This window comes from Candidatus Thermoplasmatota archaeon (genome assembly GCA_035540375.1).
In the GTDB taxonomy this organism is placed as follows: domain Archaea; phylum Thermoplasmatota; class SW-10-69-26; order JACQPN01; family JAJPHT01; genus DATLGO01.
On the sequence record DATLGO010000078.1, the window covers coordinates 1 to 18,418 of the forward strand.

Here is an 18,418-nt window from a genome sequence, read left to right on the forward strand (position 1 = left end):
CGCCCCCGACCTCGCCGACGGGCGGCAACAACAGCAACCCCCCGGCGGGCCCCAAGCCCCAGAACGTCAACGTGACCGTCTCGAAGAACAGCAACGAGGCCCGGACGCCTTGGTCCGTGCCCGTCGAGGCGAACACCTTCCAATCCTTCACCGTGAAGCTCGCCATCTCGGGGTACGACAACAACCCCGCGGCCGCGGGCATCGCGAACATCGTGCTCGAGGTCAAGGACCAGAACAACACGGTCGTCAAGTCGGCGAAGCACCGCGGCGCGGCGGGCACGACGCTCACCCTCGACATCTCGCCCGCGGAGGCCGTCAACCTCGGCGACTGGACCGTCGCGATCCTCCCGCAGAAGGAGGGCGCGGCCGACCTTCCGGAAGGCCTCTACCGCTACACGCTCGACATCAAGATCGTGTACTGAGGCGCGCGTCCCCCGGCCGTTGGAAAAGCGCCATATAGGACGCCGCCCGTTCCGCGTGCGTCATGGACCCCCGCGCGCGCCCGGGCGAGGTCATCGCCGTCTCGGCCATCGGTCGCGACCGGCGCGGCCTCATCGCCGCGCTCTCGGGGACCGTCACCGACCTCGGCGGCAACATCGTCCACGTCGAGCAGTCCTCGATCGCGGGCCTCTTCTCCATGTTCATGCTCGTCGAGCCCGAGAACCTGCCCCCGGGCCTCGACGCCTACCGCTTCGCCTACGAGCTGAGCATGCGCGGCCGAGACCTCGGCCTCGACGTGCGCGCCGAAGTCGAGCGGCCCGAGTCCGCCGCAAGCCGCGTCGACAAGGACCTCCGCGTCATCACGATCGTGGGGTCCGACAAGCCCGGCGTCATGCACGCGATCGCGTCCACGCTCGCGCAGGCGGGCGCGAACATCGAGCGCCTGCACCACGTCGCGCGCGGCGATTTCATGGCGTTCGACATCCTCGCGGACGTGCGCGGCGTCGACTTCGAGCGCCTGCGTCACGACCTCCGCGCGACGTGCGAGCGCGTCGGCGTGGACGCCGTCGTGCAGCCCGACAGCATGTTCCGCACGCGCAAGCGGCTCGTCGTCTTCGACATGGACTCCACGATCGTCGACGGGGAGGTCATCGACGAGCTCGCGCACGCGGCGGGCGTCGGGTCCGTCGTCTCCGAGATCACCGCGAAGGCGATGCGCGGCGAGATCGACTTCCAGGAGGCGCTCAAGGCCCGCGTGCGGCTCCTCAAGGGGCTGCGCGTCGAGGACCTCGAGCGCATCGCGGATTCTCTCAAGCTCACGCCGGGCACGTTCGACCTCGTGACGACGCTCAAGGCGATGGGCTTCCGCCTCGCGCTCATCTCGGGCGGTTTCACGTTCTTCACGGATCGCCTGAAGCGCGACCTCGGCTTCGACCACGCGTTCGCGAACGAGCTCGAGATCAAGGACGGCGTCGTCACGGGCGAGGTCGTGGGCGGCATCATTGACATGGCGCGCAAGGGCGAGATCCTCCGCGAGCTCGCCGCGCTCGAAGGCCTCACGCGGGACGAGGTCGTCGCGATCGGCGACGGCGCGAACGACCAGGTCATGATCCGCAACGCGGGCCTCGGAATCGCGTTCAACGCGAAGGACATCCTCAAGCGCGCGGCGGACGGGTCGATCTCGAAGTCCAACATCCGCGGGCTCCTCTACGCGCTCGGCGCAACGACCGCGGACGTGAAGCGCTTCACCGGCGACGCGTGAGCCGCGCGGCCGCGGCGAGTCCGAGCGCGATCGCAAGGAGCGCGGGGCCCGGCACGCCCCTCGGCGCGGGCGCGGGCTCGACGTCCGGCTCGCCGGCGTCCGCGGGCTCGAGCGGCTCGGCGGCGTACGCGGAGAAGGAGGCCCGCGCGATCGCCGCGTTGCCGGCCTCATCCCAGGCCTTCAGAAGGAGCGTGTGCGGTCCCGCCGAAGCGCGAAGCGCGACGCGGCCCGCGCCGCCGCGGTCCGTCTCGTGGACGGCGACGTCGTCGAGCCACACGACGACGCGGACCGCGTCGTCGCCCGCGCGCCACGAAACGAGGATTTCGCCCTCGAGGCGGCGCGCGCCGTCCTCGGGCGAGACGATGGAAAGCGTGGGCGGCGTCGCGTCGCGCGGCGCGCTCGGCGTCGCGGGCGCGGGGTCCTCGACGGGGGCTCGCTCGACGAGGAGCGTCCCCACGGCGGTCGCGGCCTGACCGAGCGTGTCGCGCACCGTGAGGCGCACGACGACGACGGAGGGCTCGCCGAATCCGGTCCAACGGACGCGTTCGCCGCGCGCGTCGACGGTCCCGTCGTCGTGGACGTCCCAGGACCACTCGACGACGCCGACGTCGTCGGTCGAGGCGCGGCCGTCGAAGACCACCGGCTCGCCGACGACCACGGCGGAGGGCTCGAACGTCAATCGCGCGACGGGAGGCTCGTCGGTCGTCCGGTCGGGCGCGATGACGCGGATGGTGGCGTTCGCGCGCGCGACGGCCCCCTCGAGGTCCGTCACCGCGACCTCGACCGAGCGCGCGCCCGGCGTGTCGAACGTGCGGTTCGCGCGCGGACCCGACGCACGGACGCCGTCGTCGAAGCGCCACGCGATGGACGCGATGCCGAGGTCGTCCGTGGACCCGCTCGCGTCGAACACGACCCGCGTGCCGACGGGGACGGACCCGTGCGCCGCGTCCGTGACGAGCGAGACGCGCGGCGGCTTGTTGCCGCCCATCGCGGCCCGCACCGCCGCGAAGGCGTCGACGAGGCCGTGGCCCCAGTCGGGGCGGGGATTCGGCGGGCGCGAACCATCGGGCAGCGTCGCCGTCGAGGCGAGCAGGCGCTTGAGGTCGGCGGGCGCGAGGGAAGCGTTCGCCTGGAGCATGAGGGCGAGGATGCCCGCGACGTGCGGCGTCGCCTGGCTCGTGCCGGAGGATTCGCGCGCGCCGCGCGCGGCCCCCGGGACGGCGTCATGGCTCGCGCCCGTGATCGCGACGCCCGGCGCGACCACGTCCGGCTTGATCGCCCCCGGGCACGTCGAGGCGCCGCCGGGCCCGCGCGAGGAGAAGCCCGCGAGCGTCGCGTCCGCGCGATCCTTCGAGCCGCCGTCGTCCACCGCGCCCACGGTGATCGCGGCGCAGGCCATGCCCGGGTTCCCGACGCGGTTCGAGCCCGTGTCCCCGCCGCAAAGCTGCCGGTCGGCGCTCGAGGGCGCCGGGCCGCAGTTCCCCGCGGCGACGACGACCGCGACGCCCGCCGCCGAGAGGCGGTCGATCGCCTGGGCCTCGGGCGAGCTCGTCGAGCCCGGGGCGTGCGTGGAGAAGCTCACCGAGACGACGCGCACGCGCTCGGCCCCGGTCGGTTGGCCGAACCGCGTGCGGCCCGCGTTGAACTCCTCGATCCATTTGAGGCCGCGCAGGAGCCCGCCGCTTTCGAGCGAAGCGAGCGAAGGCGCGATCTTCACGACGACGAGCTTCGCGCCGGGCGCGACGCCTTTCGGGACGCCGCCCGCCGCGTCGCCGCGACCGAGAAGGATGGACGCGACGTGCGTGCCGTGCCCGTTCGTGTCGTCGGGCGCGGTCGAGACGTCGCGCGCCGCGTAGCAGGTCGCGTCCGTTCCGGCGGGATCGGAGACGGGATTCGAGCAGGGGGAAGAGACGTCGAGGCCCGCGAGGAACGCGCCCGCGAAGGTGGGATGCTCGACGTCGACCCCCGTGTCGAGCACGGCCACCGTGACGCCCGCGCCGGTGATCGCGGGAAGATGCGTCTCGACGCCGAGGCCGTCGTGGCCGCGCACGCGCAGGACCGCGGTCGAGGCGCCGAGCGCCGCCGCAAGAGGCGCGGCCGCAAGGAGCGCGGCGAGGGCGAGGACGGGAAGAAGGCGGACCCTGGTCAAGCGCGAGGCTCCAGCCCGCGGTCGTTCGTCCGGGTCCTCTTAAAGGTTGCCGGCCGCGGGCTGACCGCGCCGGCCCTCGCGCGGCGGGCCGCGGTCGCGCCCTCAAGACCGCGCGAGCACGCGCCAGCCGCCCGCGAGCCTCCGCACGCGGGCGGGCCCCCATTCCCCTTCCTCGTCCTTGAGCGGGCGGAAGGCGAGCGGCGCCCCGAGGTCGCGCGCGAGCGCCCAGGCGGCGCGCTGCAGCTCCTCCGGGAGGCGGCGCGCGACGACGAGATCGGATCCCGCGTAGAGCGCGCGGTCGGGGCGGACGAGGTCGTCGAGGGCCGCGCGAAGCGGCGAAGGAGCCTCGAGGACGCCGGGATCGACGTCGGTCACGAGGACGTCCGCGCCGCGCTCGGCGAAGGCGAGCGCGAGATCGAACCGCCGCCCCGCCGCGACCTCCGCGACGCGGCGCGCCCCGGGGAAGGCGACGAGGACGGGCGCGTCGAGCGGGTCCGGGGTCACGCGCGGCAAGGCGCGGCCGGGATGAAGAACGTGCGCCTGGCCCGGCCGTCGGGGGATTCCGGCAAGGTTTTTCGCCCGCTTGGCGTCTCAAGGGCGTGCTCATGATCCATTTCCGGAACTTCGAGCACGAGGACCTCTTCGACGTCGTGCGGCTCGCGAACGCGAGCCTCCAGGAGTCGTACGACGGCGGGCTCTTCCTCCAGCTCGGAGACCTCTATCCGGACGGATTCATCGTGGCCGAGGGCCCGAACGGGATCCTCGGTTTCCTCCTCGGCGTCGTCGAGCGGGCGTACGAAGCGCGCATCCTCATCCTTGCCGTGGACCCGCGCCACCGCAAGCTCGGCGTCGGGTCGCGGCTCTGCCGCCTTTTCGAGGAGCGGTTCGCGCGAAGCGGGATCCGGCGCATCAATCTCGAGGTCCGGGTCGCGAACGAGCCCGCGATCCGCCTCTACGAGAGTCTCGGATTCGAGCGGAAACGCGTCATCGACCGGTATTACGCGGACGGCGAGGACGCTTACGTGATGTCCAAGATCGTCGGTTGACGGCGTTCGATTCATGAGGGAGGGCGGCCCTCGCGGCCGCGTGCTCCTCCGGTACCGCGCCCAGGGCGACCGCGTCTACGTCGCGATCGGCGACCGCGTGGAGAACGAGACGCGCCTCTGGCAGACGCTTGCGCGCTGGGGCGTCCAGACCCAGTCCGAGGCCGTGAGCCGCACGTCCCTCGAGTTCCGGCGCTGGATCCCGCGGGACATGTTCCCGAAGCTCGAGAAGGCTGCCCGCATGCTCCGCTGGCGGCTCGAGCCCGAGGCCGGGGAGGCGGTCGTCGGCGGCGGATCCGCCCGCCAGGCGTACGAGTCGGAGCGTCCCGTCGACGTCGCGACCGTCCTCGACCTCGCGAAGCATGAGGAACCCCTCCAGGCCGCGACCGTCCTGCGCGCCGCGCGCGTGAAGCTCGCGACCTTCGCGGCGGAACGGCCGGGTTTCGCGACCGAGGCCCGGCGCGACGTCGCGACGCTCGACGCCGCGATCGAGAAGTTGCGCGCCGAGGCCGAGCGCCGGCAGGCGGCCGCGAAAGCCGACGAGAAGCGCGAACTCTCGTCGCTCGTCGTCGGCGTCGCGAGCGAGGACGTGTGGCGCGCGTTCGAGACGCTCAGGAGCTTGCGCGACGCCGCGCGCCGGCTCGAGCCGCTTGCGCGCCGTCCGACGCCGACGGTCGAGCTTCCGGCGGAGCTTCCGCGCTTCCGCGGGCACCTGCGGCACTACCAGGAGGACGGCGTCAAGTTCCTCCTCTCGCGCAACCTCAACGCAGTCCTCGCGGACGAGATGGGTCTCGGGAAGACGGTGATGGCGATCGCCGCCGTCGCGGCCGCGAACGAGCGCGCGCTCGTCGTCGGACCCGCGAACGTGCTCTACAACTGGGCGGAGGAGGTCGTCCGCTTCACGGGCGAGATGGCGTGCGTCTGGCACGAGCGACGCGCGATAGGGCCGCGCGACGCGCGCTTCGTCATCACCTCGTACGATTCGATGCGCACGCTTCCCGACGACCTCGTGGACCCGGCCGACCGCGCGGTGCTCATCCTCGACGAGGCCCATCTCGTGCGCAATCCCGAGACGCAGCGCGCCCAGCTCGCGCGCGCCCTCCCCCAGACGCGCCGCATCCTTCTCACCGGCACGCCGCTCGTCAACGGCATCGCCGATTTCTACGAGCTTCTGCGCCACGTCGACGCGCTCCGGTGGACGTCGCGCGCGAGCTTCCAGGAGACGTGGGTCGTCGACCCCGACCTCTTCAACAAGTATCCGCAGGTCCGCAAAGCCACCGCGGACTTCATCCAGCGCGCGACCGCCGACGTCGTGCTCCGCCGTCGCAAGGAGGAGGTCCTCGCCGAGCTGCCGCCGCGCACCATCTCGGTGCGGCGGCACGACCTCGCCCCGGAGGACCTCGTCGCCTACCGGCGGCTCGAGACGCGCGCCGAGGAGGCGATCCGCGAGCGCAGGACCGACGTCGCCGTGTTCGCCGCGCTCCACGCGCTCCGACAGCACCTCTCGACGGCGCGCGTGCCCGCCGTGCTCGAACGCGTCGAGGAGCTTCTCGAAGCGGGCGAGCGCGTCGTGGTGTACAGCCATTACCTCGAGCCCCTGCGGAAGCTCGCCGAGGCGCTCGGCGACAAGGCCCGCATGCTCTCGGGCGAGACGCCCCCGCGCGAGCGCCAGGCCATCGCGCGCACCCTGGGCGAGGCGGGCAGGCACCAGGTGATCCTCGCCCAGATGGAGGCCGGCGGCATCGGCATCAACCTCACGGCCGCCCGACACGTCCTCTTCGTGCACTTCGGCTGGACCCCCGCCGCGCACGCGCAGGCGATGGACCGGGTCCACCGCATCGGGCAGGACCGGCCGGTGCTCGTCGAGTTCTTCGTGACGCCCGACACCATCGACGAGCGGATGATCGACATCCTGCTGCGCAAGGAGGCGGACCAGAACCTGGTCCTCGCGGACGCCTCGGACGTCCTCAACCGGGAAGCGGTCCTGAAGCTCCTCGCGGACAAGCTCGCGGAGGCGCGGGAGGCCGCCGACGCCGCGACCTTCGACGGGTCCGGGCAGGCGGCCCCGAAGGGGTCACGCGCGAGACCGGCTCCCGGCGACGGCAAGCCATAAATAGGCCATGCCCCTTCTTCGGCCCGTTCCGGGAGATCGTTCTCCATGTCCAAGGGTACCCCGTCACTCGGCAAGCGCAACTCCAAGACGCATGTGCGCTGCCGCCGCTGTGGTCGCCACAGCTTCCACGCCTCCAAGCGCTACTGCGCCGCCTGCGGCTTCGGCAAGAGCGCGAAGCGCATGGTGCGCGCGGTGAGCCACAAGGCCAAGGCGCGCCGCAAGCAGTCGCCGAAGGTCCACTAAGGCGGTGGCGATGGCGAGGAAGGCCCGACGGAGCTCCATCCGCTCCGCCGGCCGCGCCGAAGAGGCGGTCATCCTCGCCCACGCCCGCGCCCTCCTCGACCACCCCGAACGCGCCGTCCCCCGCTGCGAGGGCGGCTGCGTCCTCTTCTCCCCCATCAAGGCCGCCGAGAAGGCCGTCCGCCGCATCCACGCGCACCGCGAGGACGCGGCGAAGCTCCAGAAGGCCGCGCGACGCGAAGGGAACCGCATCGCGCGCGGCTACGCGGCCACGCTCCTCGTCGCCTCCGAGACGAAGCTCGCGTACCTCGCGAACCTCAAGCTGCCCACGGGCACCGTCGTGAGCTACGCGCTGCGCGGCAAGGCCACGCCGCACGTCCTCGCGGGCCTCCAGCACCACACGGACCGCGAGCTGCGCCTCCTCTCCGTCTTCCCGTACGTGAAGCGGCGCGGGCTCCACGTGTACAGCCTCGAGGATGGCCTCGTCTGCACGGGCGCGAAGCCGCGCCCGCCCGCCGCCTTCGTGGACGAGAAGCTCGACGCCCTCGGCGCCCGCCGGGACGCCGCGAACCCCGCGCTCGCGCGCTGCCCGCACGCGGCCGCGGGCGACCGCGACCTCGTCGTCCTCACCTGGAAGAGCGCGGGCGTCGCGATCGAGCTCTGCGAGGACTGCCTCGACGACGAGGGGAACAGCCTCGCCGAGGTGTACGTCCACGTCTCCATGCCTTCGCCCTGGAAGGACTGGCGCGCCGAGGTCCGTCTCGCGCCCCTCGCGAAAGCCGGCGCGCGCGCAGGGGACGCCGCGCCCGCCGCCTCGACGCCGCGCGACGTCGAGGAGCGCTACCTGAAGCTGGGCCTCAACGACGCGGCGTTCCTCGCCGACGCGCGCTCGCGCCTCGCGGCGACGCTCGAAGCCGGGTCCGGGCTCAGGATCGTCGCGGGCCGCACCGACTACGGCCGCGACGTCGACGCGCTTGCGACCGCGCTGGACGCGACGCCCCTCGAGCGCCACGCGCTCGCCGCCGCGCTCGACGACCACACGAAGCCCGTCGTCGTCCTCGACCGTCCGAGCGTCGCGCGCGTCCTCGAGGCCGTCTGGCCCGAGCGCGGCCGCGCCGCGCTCGCGGCCATCGGCGGCGAAGAGGCCGCGAAGCTCCACCGCGCGGAATCCACCGCGGCGGAGATCCCCGACGTCCTGCGCCGCGCCGACGCGCTCGCGGGCCGCGCCCGCGTCGAAGCCGCGCTCCCGCGCTACGCCGCGCTCCCGCCGCTTCCCGCCTTCGCGGACAAGGCCGCGCGCCTCTACCGCGCGAAGGGCCGCGACGACCTCCTGCGTTTTCTCGCAGGCGACCGCCCCGCGAAGGAGCGCGCGGTCGCCCTCGCGTTCCTCAAGGCGCTCGGCGCCGCCCAGACGCAGGCGTGGCGCTTCAGCGGCCTCGACGAGGACGGCGCGAACTTCGTCCTCGAACCCGCGCGCGACCTCCTCGAGGGCCCGCCCGAGAATTACCACCGGGCCCTCGCGGAGCTCTCGCGCCGCGCGGGCGTCATCGAGACGTTCGAGCCGGTGCGGTGACGCCGGGCGCGCGCCGCCCGCGCGGGGCTCACCGTGCCCTTGAAATAGGGGAAATGCCATCGTCGCTTGCCCCAGGACCCCCCGGTCCTGCGGAAAATCCACACCGGGCTTGTGGTCTAGTGGTTATGATACCTCCTTGACATGGAGGTGGTCGGCGGTTCGAATCCGCCCAAGCCCACTGGCCTCCGCGAGGGGGTCGAAATCGGTCGCCGTCGCGTGACCGATCAGCCGCGTTCGGGCGCGTAGATCAGCGGTAGATCGCTCCCTTGGCATGGGAGAGGCCGCGAGTTCAAATCTCGCCGCGTCCACTTCGCACACCTGCGCGATCCTCCTTTTCCGATTCGAATTCCAGATCGCGCCTGCGGGGAGGAAAGCATTGAAGGCCCCCGCCCGCAATTTTGATATCGTTCCCCCATGCGGCGGCTCCTCGCGGCCCTCCTTGTTTTCCTTGCCTGGCCCAGCGCCGTCGCGGAATCCGATGAACCCGTTTGGCCGAATGGCGCTTATAATCCGTATGACCGGACGCCGATCCGGGTTTGGCTCGACGAAGGGAACCTGACCGCGAAGACCCGAACTTACCTCGACACCGTCCGTGAGGCCATGGCCTACTGGGAAAACGGAGGGAACGGCGCGATCCGCTGGAACGTGACGTTCAGTCTGTCGCCGTCACTGAACGAATCTGACCTCGTCGTTCGATTCGATCCCGCCGCAACCCTGCACTGCGGACTCGAAATCGGTGTCGGATGCGGCGGATATGGCGTTAACCGCAGCCATCGCGGAATCGTTCGGCTTGCACTCTACCAAGAAGTGCCGCCTGGCACTGCGGTCCTTGAGGTTCGCCACCGCAGCTATGATGCCATGCGCGACACCGCCATCCACGAGTTCGGCCACGCCCTCGGCCTTCCCCACTCGGACGATCCGTTGGACGTCATGTATCCCGAAAGCGATACCCACCGCTATGCTGATTCTCCGGACTCGCTCCTTCCCCACGCGGAAGTCGTAAAGTGGATGGGTTACGCGGTTGGCGCGGTCGCGGCGATCATGGGCGCGCTGTTCCTCGTGCACAGGATTCAGGACAACCGAGCCCAGCGTCGCATCGAACGCATGCTCGTAGAAGCCGAGCGATCGATGGCTGAACGCCCTCGCCGCTGACTCACCCCGTCGGATCCCGTCCCCAGTTCATGAGACTGAACCGCCAGTCTGTGTCCGTCACGTCCCCCTCGGGCCTCTGCGCCATGTGGCGATGCACGTACCCGACGACCTTCCGCATGTGCGCGTAGTCGTCGTCCGTGTAGTCGTCCTTCGTCTTGCGCAGGATGTCGATGATGCGGCGTCCCGACGCGTGGCCGACGCTTTCCGCGCCCGGCGCGTCCTTCGCGCCCACGCTTTTCGATTCCTCCGTTTGAAGCCACGCTTCGAGGTCCGACGGGCTCATGTTCACGGCCTCGCGGAAATCCTTCCGGATCTCCTTCTTCTCGCCGTCGTCCATCAGTCGGCCTCCCGGAGCTCCTCGCCCTTGTGCGCCGCGCGCGCGCCCGTCGATCCGCTCTCCACGATGTAGCGGGGGTCGTCCTCGCTCGCGACGTACCGGAAATCCTCGATCGTTCCCGGCTCCTTCGCGATGCGCACGATGCGGCCCTCGCTCGTGCCCTGGGCGTGGTCCCACGCCACGTGGTCGCCGACTTTCCATTCCTTGGCGCTCATGCGGCGGATTCGGAAGGCGCGCGGCGTCAGGGTTGTGGCCGAAGGGCGACCCCCGCGCGCACCCTGGAGACCCCCTGTTTTTCGCTGAATTTTATATCATCCAGGGTGTTAGTCCCGGGTGCGGGCGAGCGGGCGAGCGTTTGCGTATCTCGTGACGTTGATCTTCCTGCTCTCCGGCTGCGTGTCGCCGACGGTGACGGGCCCGCCGCTCCTCGGCGCCGGCGACGTCCCGCTCGGCGGCCTTCCGCCTCTCGACCCCTTCGAGGCGACCGCCGTTGCGACCTCGGTCGGCATGACCGTGAATCTCGCGGCCTTCGCGGGCGGGCTCCTCACGCTCCCCGCCGCCGGCGCGGGGCCGGTGTCCGTCGGACCGGTGGGCGCGGCCGACCTCGCCGCGCTCCAGGTCGTGACGCTCGCGAAGCCGCTCGGATGGGAGGAGGAGAACCGCGACTATCCCGTCATGCGCTACGGCGACGAGGTCGTGGTGACGGGCCTCGACGGACGGCGCCTCGTGCGCGTGGACGGCCGCGACGACGTGCTCGCGGTCCCGGTCGAGATCGTCGACGGCGTCGCGCGGCTCGCGCTCGACGTCCTCGCGGGCGGGGGCGCCGCGGCCGCGGGGGCCGCCACCTCGGACCGATGGGTCGTGTCGCACGTGTACAACCTCTCGGGCTCGCTCGTCGTACCGTCGCAGCCGATCGCGCTTGCGAGCGCGCTCGACGGCGCCTACCTCACGCTCGCCTCGGCGGGCGGAATCGTCGTCGACGCGCTCCCGTCCTTCGATGCGTACTGGATCCCGAAGCCTGCCGCGATGGCGAACGTGAAGCTCGACCTCGCGGGAAGCGCCGCCGCGCCGCCGTCGCCGACGGGCGAAGGCGTGCCCGCCGCGCCGGAGGCGCAGGTCGAGCTCAAGAGCTGGTTCGGCACCTACCTGCGCTTCGCGACGGACCCGACGCGCGGGTCGACCGTCGTCCAGGGGAACCATCCGGCGGACGGCTGGCGCTGGACGATGGAGCGCGCGAACGGGACCGGCCGGTTCCGCTTCGGCGATGTCGTGACGTTCGACTATCGCGCGATCGCGCTCGACGGGCCCGAGGGCGAACTGCAGCTTGCGGGCCACCGGGACGGGCGCCTCGCGATGCAGCCGCGCGCGCTCGCGAACGGGACGGAACGGTGGACCCTCGTGAACCCGCTGGACCGCGCCTCGCGCGACGCCGTGCGCCTCACGGACAGCGTCGCCCTTCGCAACGAGGCGACCGGATTCTACCTGAACGCCGAATCCGACAAGGAGCGCGTGAGCGCCCGCGCCCGCGTCCCTTACGAGTACGAGACGTGGCGCCTGTTCTCGCCCATCGAGGAGGACCGCCCCAAGGGCGAACACCTGCGCGGCGGGTCCTCCATGCGGCTTCTCACGCACTTCGGTCGCTTCCTCGCGCTCGGCACGGGCGAGAACGCGACGCTCGTCGACGTGGACGACGGGTCGCCGATGAGCACGGACTTCTTCGTGTGGCGCGTCGGGCAGCCGACGTTCACGGGCCCGCTGCGCTACGGCGACCGCGTGATGGTGGCGCGCAGCCTCGGGGCGTTCATCGGGATGGACCCCGTGAACCGGAGTCTCGAACTCGGTCTCCACAACTGGCGTGACGTCCTGTGGACGCTCGCCCACCCCTCGGACCTCTCGAGTGCGGCCGTCATCGGCGCGGGCGACCGCGTGATGCTCAAGGGCGAGAATGGCTTCGCCGCATTCGCAGCGCAGCGGGACGCGAATCATTTCGACGTCGGCGGCGTGCGCAACGAGGATGCGTCCGCGTACGAGACGTACAGCGTGGGCGTCGTCGAAGACGGCGTCGCCTCGGGCGTGCCCGACGCGACGGGCGCCATTCGCGCCCGGGACGACGTCGTCCTCTCGACGGGATATGGTCTCGCGCAGTGGACCGCGCTCACAACCGACGTGCCGCACGCCGCGACGGCCGCCCGCGACGACCCCCAGTCGGGATTCTTCATCCGTCTCCGCGCCGACCCCGACCACGGCGGCGCGCTATGGACGGGCGACCACGTGGTCATCCAGGACGGTCTGGGCCGCTACCTCACGATGGCCGGAAATCGGATCGAATTCACGGCGACGGATGCCGGCGGCGATTCGACCTTCGCGATCAACATCGCGGGCGGCCCACGCGAAACGCGCGTTCCGATCAAGCCGGGTCTCGGCATCGTGATCGAGAAGCCGAGCCGCGGCCTCGCGATCCACGTCGAAGCGGGGGCGACGAAGCTGACGACGACCTCGAACCGCGCAAGTGTCCGCTGGACGCTCGAGGCCCCCGCGCTCGCGCCCGCCGACCCGCCGACGACGGGCCAAGTCCGGTACGGCGACCCGGTGAAGCTGCGCGCAACGGGCACGACGCGCTACCTCGAAGCCCTCGACAGAGCCTCTGACTTCGGCGTGAAGCGCGATGGGACGCGCGAGTCGCCCTGGTCGACGTTCGTTCTCGTGGACGAGAAGGGGACGACGCACCGCAAGAACGTCAACAACGGCCAGGTCGTGTTCCTCCGCACGATGCACGGACGCTTCGTCGAGACGGCCTACTGCGGCGTGACGCTTGCGGGTTGCACAACGAAGGACGGCCTCACGCGCGCGAGCATCCCCTCGCCCGGGCGCAATCCCGAGAGCTTCGACGAGAACCGCATCGTCCGCTTCCGGCTCGACGGCGCGGGCGAGGTCACCTACGGCAGCACCATCCGCATCCTCGACGACCACGACAGCAAGGCCTTCGGCGGACACGGCGAGGCGAAGCCGCTCGGAACGTTTGTCATCGAAGGCGTTCCCGCCTCCGAGCGCGGCGCGACGATTTCGCCGGGCGCGCTCGTCGCGTTCGAGACCGAAGGCCGCGGGGCCCTGCGCGTCGCGGCGGGCGGCGTCTCGCACGTGCCCGGCACGCGTGACGCCTTCCGCCTCGAGGCCGCGGTGAACGTCGACCCCCGCGCGCCGTTCCGCTACGGCGATCGCGTGGACATCCTCGACGCGAAGGGCGCGCGCCTCGTCGGCGCGCCCGGCGGCGCGAAGGCCGTCGACTCCGTCTCCATCGTTCCGGACGGCTGGCGCCTCTACAGCCGAGACTTTCCTGGCTCGGGCTACGTCCGCGACGGCGATGTCGTGAATCTCCGGAGTCCCGACGGCGGTCGCATCGACGGCGTGTCCATCCGGCTCCTCGCGGGGGCCGTGCCCCAGCAGGCGCTGCACTACGGCGACACGGTGCGCGTCATGAACGACAACGGCTTCGGCCTCGTCGCGACGGACACGTTCCAGTCGTACAAGGTCGTCGCGGAGGGCGCCGGGACGCATTCGTGGGAGAACTGGATCCTCGAGCCCGTGGGCGCGGCGTCGGCCGACGGCGTCCTGCGCCTGCGCGACCCCATCGCGCTCAAGTCGAGGCATGGCACGTACCTCTCCGCGCAGGCGCCGGCCTCCGCCCCGACGAGCCACAACACCCAGGGCGCAAAGGTGGATGCCGCCACGACGACGCCATACGCATGGACGCTCGTCGACCCCGAGAACCCCGCGAGCGTCCGGCCCGTGAAGCCCGGCGACCGGTTCCAGATCCGCACCTCGCCCGAACCGCAGGGCGCGTGGCTCCTGCGCGGCTTCTGGGATTCGCACCACAAGGGCCGCTTCGGCACGGTCGACGCGCGCATGGACGGCGTCGGCAGTTTCTACGAGCGCTGGAGCTTCCTCCCGCCGATGGGCCTCGAAAGCAACGCGAAGCCCGTCCAGATGCGCAACGTCATCGTCCTCGAGCACCTCGGGGGCGGGAACCTTTCGCGCGCGGCCGGGGGCGCGGTCACGCTGAAGAGTGCCCAGGGCATCGACGAGCAGTGGGTCCCGATCCTCCGCTCGGAGCCCGGCAACCGGGCGCGCCTCTTCTTCGAGGACGTGATCGGCATCGCGCCCGAGGCCGGCTCCACCTGGCTCGGCGCGGACACGGCCGACAAGTCGAAGCTCAACTGGAAGCTCGACGGCACGGGCCCGCAGGGCCGCGTCAGCTGGGTCGTGGAGAACCCATGGGGCACGGCCCTCATGCCGGTCGAAAGCGGCGGCGAAGCCATGTTCCGGCTCGTCGAGCAGGACTCGGACGGCACGAGCTTCCAACGCACGCGTTATCTCCACGAGAGCCTTCGCGCCGACCCGGGTCACCCCGTCCAGACGCGCTGGAAGGTCATCGATCTCGGGCGCCCCGGCACCGTGCCGCTCGTGAGCGGCGAAGGCGTCGTCCTCGTGAACGACCGCGAGGGCGCGTTCATCGCCTCCGGTCAGCGCTTCACGAAAGACAAGGGGTCCGCCCTCTCGTTCGCGATCGTCTCCGCCCACGCGCCGTCCTCCCTTCTCTTCCTCGAGTACGGCGACCGCGTCCATCTCCGTTCCACGGGAGCGTCGGAAACCTACCTCTCGGCCGACGCCACGCTCCGCAAGGGCACGCCTCGGGCCGAGGAGACCTGGATCGTCGTCGACCCCGTCCATTGGAGTCCCTCCGCGCCGCTTTGGAGCAAGAGCCGCGTTGCGCTCCTGAACGTCGCGACCGGCAACTATCTCGGCGCCTCGGACCAGCGACTCGTCCCATGGCTCGACGAGGCCGCGACGCGCTCGACGTGGTGGGTCATGGCGACGCACGAAGCGGCGATTCCCGAACTCGACAGGAGCAAGGCGACGGCCAAGGCCACGTCGCTCATCGAGCTCGATGGCTTCAGCTCGAAGCAGCCGCTCGTCAGCACGCCCGGCGGCGGCGAGCGACCCTGGTTCCTCCACGTCTCCGCCTGCGGGTCTGCCCCCTGTCCACCGGCGCGCATGATTCCGTACGACGCCGCGCCCGGCGAGAACGGGGCCGCCCGACCGTACCGCGTCGACCTGCCTCCGCCGCCGATCCTCCTTTACCCCCCGTTGGACGGGAGCGAAGTCCCGCTCGTGACGCCGCCGACCGCGATCATCCCCGTCCCGGACGTGGACTGCCGCGGCCTCATGGGCATCGGCGCGGGTCGATGGGATCCCGCGACGTGCCGCGACTTCATCCTGTTCATCGAACCATCGAGCGGACGCTTCATGCTGAACGGCCCCGCGCGCGAAGGCCCGCTCGTCGACACGCTCGGCGCGATCACCGGCACGAAGGGGGCGCTCCTCCCGTTCCGTCCCCACATCCGATTCGAGCCGTTCTCGGTCATCTTCGACTGGATCTCCTACGCGGTCGGCTGGCGCGCCGACATGCCGTCGGTCGTCGGGACCGCGTTGGGCGTCTACCAGATCTACACGATGGAGTTCGAAGCCGCGCCGAGCCTCGAGCTCATGAACACGAAGATGGGTCTCGAAGAGGCGGTGCCGCTCAGGCGCATCGGTGCCTACCTCGGCTACGACCGCGAGACCGGCAGGGCGGACATCGTCAACCTCGACCGCGTGACCGTCTACGAATCGATCCTCTTCACAGGTTCGCTCGCCTCCGTCCTCACATTCTACGTACCCTGGTGGGCTTACGGCGGCGCGCTCGTGGGGAAGGCCGCGTTGCTCTACGTCGCTCAGGGCGTCTACGAGAACTCGCTCACGAAGACGATGAAGTCCGCTGCGGCCACGAAGAAGGCCGAGAGCGTCTTCCGTTGGGTGAAGCTCGCGATCAACTTCTTCCCCCTCGGCAGCCACTGGGCCGTCGATGGCGTCGCGTACGGTCTGCCGCTGCAGCAGGGCTATTCGGCCCCGCGCGTCTCGACGGTCGACATCGGAGCCGGATGGGAGCAATTCGTGCCGTTCGAGCATCAGGGTTCTCAGTACGTGCTCAGCCGGAAAGGGTCCCTCATGTCGGTCCATCGCGTCACGATTACAGGGGCCGCGAGCACGTCGCTTTCCGTAGGGTTCGAGAGGGGTTGGGACAAGGTGCGCGACGTCACGGTCTTCTCGGACCGCGTAGGCGACCTCTACCTCGTGGGTTCCGACGGAGAGACGGCGCGCGTCGCGAGCGTCGACCTGGTCGGCCGCAAGGTGAGCACCTTCACGACCATCCCGCTCAAGACGCAGGGCAAGCTCGTTCCGCTTTCCAGCTGGACGCACGGCGTCGGATACTTCGCGGAACGCCATACGAATTCGGTGCAGATCCACGCGATCGCGCTCGAACCGAGGACGCCTTGATCGCAGTCTCGGCCTCCGCGTCGGCCCGGCGCGGTCGTCGCCCCGCCGCAGCCGCGGGTGCGCGAAGTTCCAAGTGCGGATCCGGTCCTCCCCGGCTCATGAGAGTCCCTGCCGCTGCGCTCGCGGTCGCGGTCGTTCTCGCCGGCTGCCTCGGCGGCGTCCCCGCCCGCGACGCGTCCCGCGCCGACCTCGTCGGGACGCCCGTCGCCCCTTTCGCGTTCCACCCCGCGGTCGCCGTCTCGAAGGAGTGGCCCGGGTCCGAGCCCGTCGTCGCCGTCGCCTCCGACGGAACGCTCTTCGTCGAGGGCGTCGGCTTCGTCGAGGGCGGCCTCCTCGCCGTGAACAAGGTGTTCCGTTCCAGGGACGGCGGCGCGACGTGGATGGACGTGACGCCGGAAGGCCTCGGCGAGCAGGGTTCCGTGGACGGCTTCGTCGCGGTCGGGAACGGCGACCGCGTGTACGCGCAGAACTCGGGCGCGACGACGTTCCAGCTCTTCCGCTCGGACGACCTCGGCGAATCGTGGATCCCGCTTCCCGCGCCCAAGTTCCCGGTCGCGATGCACCGCAGCTGGATCGTGCCCGAGGGCGCCGCGACGCTGCACGTCGTGTACGAGGCGCTCCCGCCCTCCTACCTCGTGCCGCAGGTCCCGGCGAACCCGAACGAAGGCCTCTGGTACTTCCGCTCCGACGACCGCGGGCTCACGTGGAGCGCCCCGCGGCAGATCGACCCCATTCCGAACTTCGCGGGCCAGGGCAATCTCGTCGTCGCGAACGGCTCCCTCTACGTGCCCCGCTACGTCGATGCCGCGGACCCGCCGCGCTACGAGCGCGGGCAATGGTACCTGATCGCGAGCGAGGACGAAGGGAGGACGTGGGAGCGCCGCGAGATGTTCGCCCTCACGAGCGAGCTCGCTGGCGCGGTCCTGAGCCTCGCCGCCGACGGGCGGGGCGTCCTCCACTTCGCGTGGGCGCAGGCCGCGGGGAACGTCTCGCGCGTGTTCACGGCCTCGAGCGCGGACGGCGGCCGCTCGTGGAGCGCGCCGTTCGAGGTGAGCGCGAACGGCACGCAGGCGTTGCCGTGGATCGCCGCGCGCGGGGATGGCGAAGCGACGCTCGTGTGGTACGAGGCCGACGCCGAAGGCCTCGCGTCCCGGGTCGACGCGCCGTGGCACGTCGTCGCGGCGCGCGTCGCGGGCGCGCACGGCGAGGCCCCCGCGGTCGCGAGGACGCGCGTGACGGCCGACCCCGTGCACGAGGGCAACATCTGCGCGAAGGGCCCCGCGTGCCGTGGGAAGGACGATCGACGCCTGCTCGACTACCCCTGGGTCGCGTTCGGGCCCGAGGGCGAGGCCCACCTCGTGTTCGCGTCCACGATGTGGAAGCGGCCGAGCGCGTTCGCGATCCACGCGCGCGAGGCGCTCGCGGCGCCCTGATCCGCGGTTCGGCGCGCCGTCGCCGCAAAGCGCGCCCTCGCAGGGGGATCGCGCGAGCATCGCGATCGACGGGCGGCCGTGGGCGGGCCGATCGAGACGGAAGCTCGCCCACGCGTGGTTGTTCGAGACGTCGGTCTCCACGAAGACGCCGTTGGGGTTCGCGACGCTCGCCAGGTCGCAGACGCCGCGGGCGCGCCCGTGAGGTCGAGGCCCTGCCCGTCGACGGCCTGGTTGTACGGGTCGACCCGGCCCGGCGAGACGCCCTCCGCGCGCCCTCGCAGTCGAAGTACCGGCGGTCGGG

General features: G+C 71.3%; 13 protein-coding genes and 2 tRNA genes. 11 read left to right on the forward strand and 4 right to left on the reverse strand.

Features of this window, described 5'->3' with window-relative positions; genetic code table 11:
- Window positions 1-422 (forward strand): hypothetical protein (locus tag VM889_09360; protein HVL48752.1); only part of this gene is annotated, 422 nt, incomplete at its 5' end.
- Between the two features lie 62 nt (window positions 423-484).
- Complete coding sequence (serB, locus tag VM889_09365) at window positions 485-1,702, forward strand: phosphoserine phosphatase SerB (protein HVL48753.1); 1,218 nt, start codon at window positions 485-487, stop codon at window positions 1,700-1,702.
- Here the strand turns inward: serB and VM889_09370 are convergent.
- Together VM889_09370 and VM889_09375 are read right to left on the reverse strand one after the other, a co-directional pair.
- A complete protein-coding gene (locus VM889_09370; protein ID HVL48754.1) occupies window positions 1,686-3,851 on the reverse strand; it encodes a S8 family serine peptidase in 2,166 nt (721 codons plus the stop codon). The genes serB and VM889_09370 overlap by 17 nt on opposite strands.
- 102 nt (window positions 3,852-3,953) lie before the next feature.
- On the reverse strand, window positions 3,954-4,355 hold the full coding sequence (locus VM889_09375) for a UPF0146 family protein (GenBank protein ID HVL48755.1): 402 nt from the start codon (window positions 4,353-4,355) through the stop codon (window positions 3,954-3,956).
- A gap of 101 nt (window positions 4,356-4,456) precedes the next feature.
- Between VM889_09375 and VM889_09380 the strand changes: the two genes are divergently transcribed.
- From VM889_09380 to VM889_09410, 7 genes are all read left to right on the forward strand, one after another.
- Entirely contained in the window at window positions 4,457-4,897 is a 441-nt protein-coding gene (locus VM889_09380) for a GNAT family N-acetyltransferase (protein HVL48756.1), read from the forward strand.
- 40 nt (window positions 4,898-4,937) lie between these two features.
- Window positions 4,938-7,007: a DEAD/DEAH box helicase gene (locus VM889_09385; protein ID HVL48757.1), complete on the forward strand. Its 2,070-nt coding sequence runs from the start codon at window positions 4,938-4,940 to the stop codon at window positions 7,005-7,007.
- Between the two features lie 45 nt (window positions 7,008-7,052).
- Complete coding sequence (locus VM889_09390; protein ID HVL48758.1) at window positions 7,053-7,250, forward strand: 50S ribosomal protein L37e; 198 nt, start codon at window positions 7,053-7,055, stop codon at window positions 7,248-7,250.
- A 10-nt stretch (window positions 7,251-7,260) separates the two neighbouring features.
- Entirely contained in the window at window positions 7,261-8,820 is a 1,560-nt protein-coding gene (locus tag VM889_09395; protein ID HVL48759.1) for a hypothetical protein, read from the forward strand.
- Window positions 8,821-8,925: 105 nt separating this feature from the next.
- Window positions 8,926-8,998: transfer RNA gene (locus tag VM889_09400), tRNA-Val, on the forward strand.
- A 58-nt stretch (window positions 8,999-9,056) separates the two neighbouring features.
- A tRNA-Ala gene (locus tag VM889_09405) sits at window positions 9,057-9,128 on the forward strand.
- Between the two features lie 106 nt (window positions 9,129-9,234).
- Window positions 9,235-9,972, forward strand: coding sequence for a matrixin family metalloprotease (locus VM889_09410; GenBank protein ID HVL48760.1), 738 nt, complete (start codon window positions 9,235-9,237; stop codon window positions 9,970-9,972).
- Between the two features lies 1 nt (window position 9,973).
- Here VM889_09410 and VM889_09415 read toward each other — a convergent pair whose 3' ends face one another.
- Both VM889_09415 and VM889_09420 read right to left on the reverse strand, forming a co-directional pair.
- Window positions 9,974-10,309, reverse strand: a complete 336-nt coding sequence (locus tag VM889_09415) for a DUF3140 domain-containing protein (GenBank protein ID HVL48761.1) — start codon at window positions 10,307-10,309, stop codon at window positions 9,974-9,976.
- A complete protein-coding gene (locus tag VM889_09420; GenBank protein HVL48762.1) occupies window positions 10,309-10,524 on the reverse strand; it encodes a DUF2945 domain-containing protein in 216 nt (71 codons plus the stop codon). Before VM889_09420 ends, VM889_09415 begins: the two co-directional genes overlap by 1 nt.
- Window positions 10,525-10,675: 151 nt before the next feature.
- On the opposite strand from VM889_09420, the gene VM889_09425 reads away from it, so the two are divergent.
- Both VM889_09425 and VM889_09430 read left to right on the forward strand, forming a co-directional pair.
- The gene (locus VM889_09425; protein HVL48763.1) at window positions 10,676-16,684 is read left to right on the forward strand and encodes a hypothetical protein; all 6,009 of its coding nucleotides are present in this window, start codon (window positions 10,676-10,678) and stop codon (window positions 16,682-16,684) included.
- 98 nt (window positions 16,685-16,782) lie between these two features.
- The gene (locus VM889_09430; GenBank protein ID HVL48764.1) at window positions 16,783-18,117 is read left to right on the forward strand and encodes a sialidase family protein; all 1,335 of its coding nucleotides are present in this window, start codon (window positions 16,783-16,785) and stop codon (window positions 18,115-18,117) included.
- The last annotated feature ends 301 nt before the right edge of the window (window positions 18,118-18,418 follow it).

Excerpts from the sequence above, each read along its gene's own strand:
- serB (HVL48753.1), top strand. The coding sequence starts at position 485 with ATGGACCCCCGCGCGCGCCCGGGCGAGGTCATCGCCGTCTCGGCCATC.
- VM889_09380 (HVL48756.1), top strand. The coding sequence starts at position 4,457 with ATGATCCATTTCCGGAACTTCGAGCACGAGGACCTCTTCGACGTCGTG.
- VM889_09390 (HVL48758.1), top strand. The coding sequence starts at position 7,053 with ATGTCCAAGGGTACCCCGTCACTCGGCAAGCGCAACTCCAAGACGCAT.
- VM889_09395 (HVL48759.1), top strand. The coding sequence starts at position 7,261 with ATGGCGAGGAAGGCCCGACGGAGCTCCATCCGCTCCGCCGGCCGCGCC.
- VM889_09410 (HVL48760.1), top strand. The coding sequence starts at position 9,235 with ATGCGGCGGCTCCTCGCGGCCCTCCTTGTTTTCCTTGCCTGGCCCAGC.
- VM889_09415 (HVL48761.1), bottom strand. The coding sequence starts at position 10,309 with ATGGACGACGGCGAGAAGAAGGAGATCCGGAAGGATTTCCGCGAGGCC.
- VM889_09420 (HVL48762.1), bottom strand. The coding sequence starts at position 10,524 with ATGAGCGCCAAGGAATGGAAAGTCGGCGACCACGTGGCGTGGGACCAC.
- VM889_09430 (HVL48764.1), top strand. The coding sequence starts at position 16,783 with ATGAGAGTCCCTGCCGCTGCGCTCGCGGTCGCGGTCGTTCTCGCCGGC.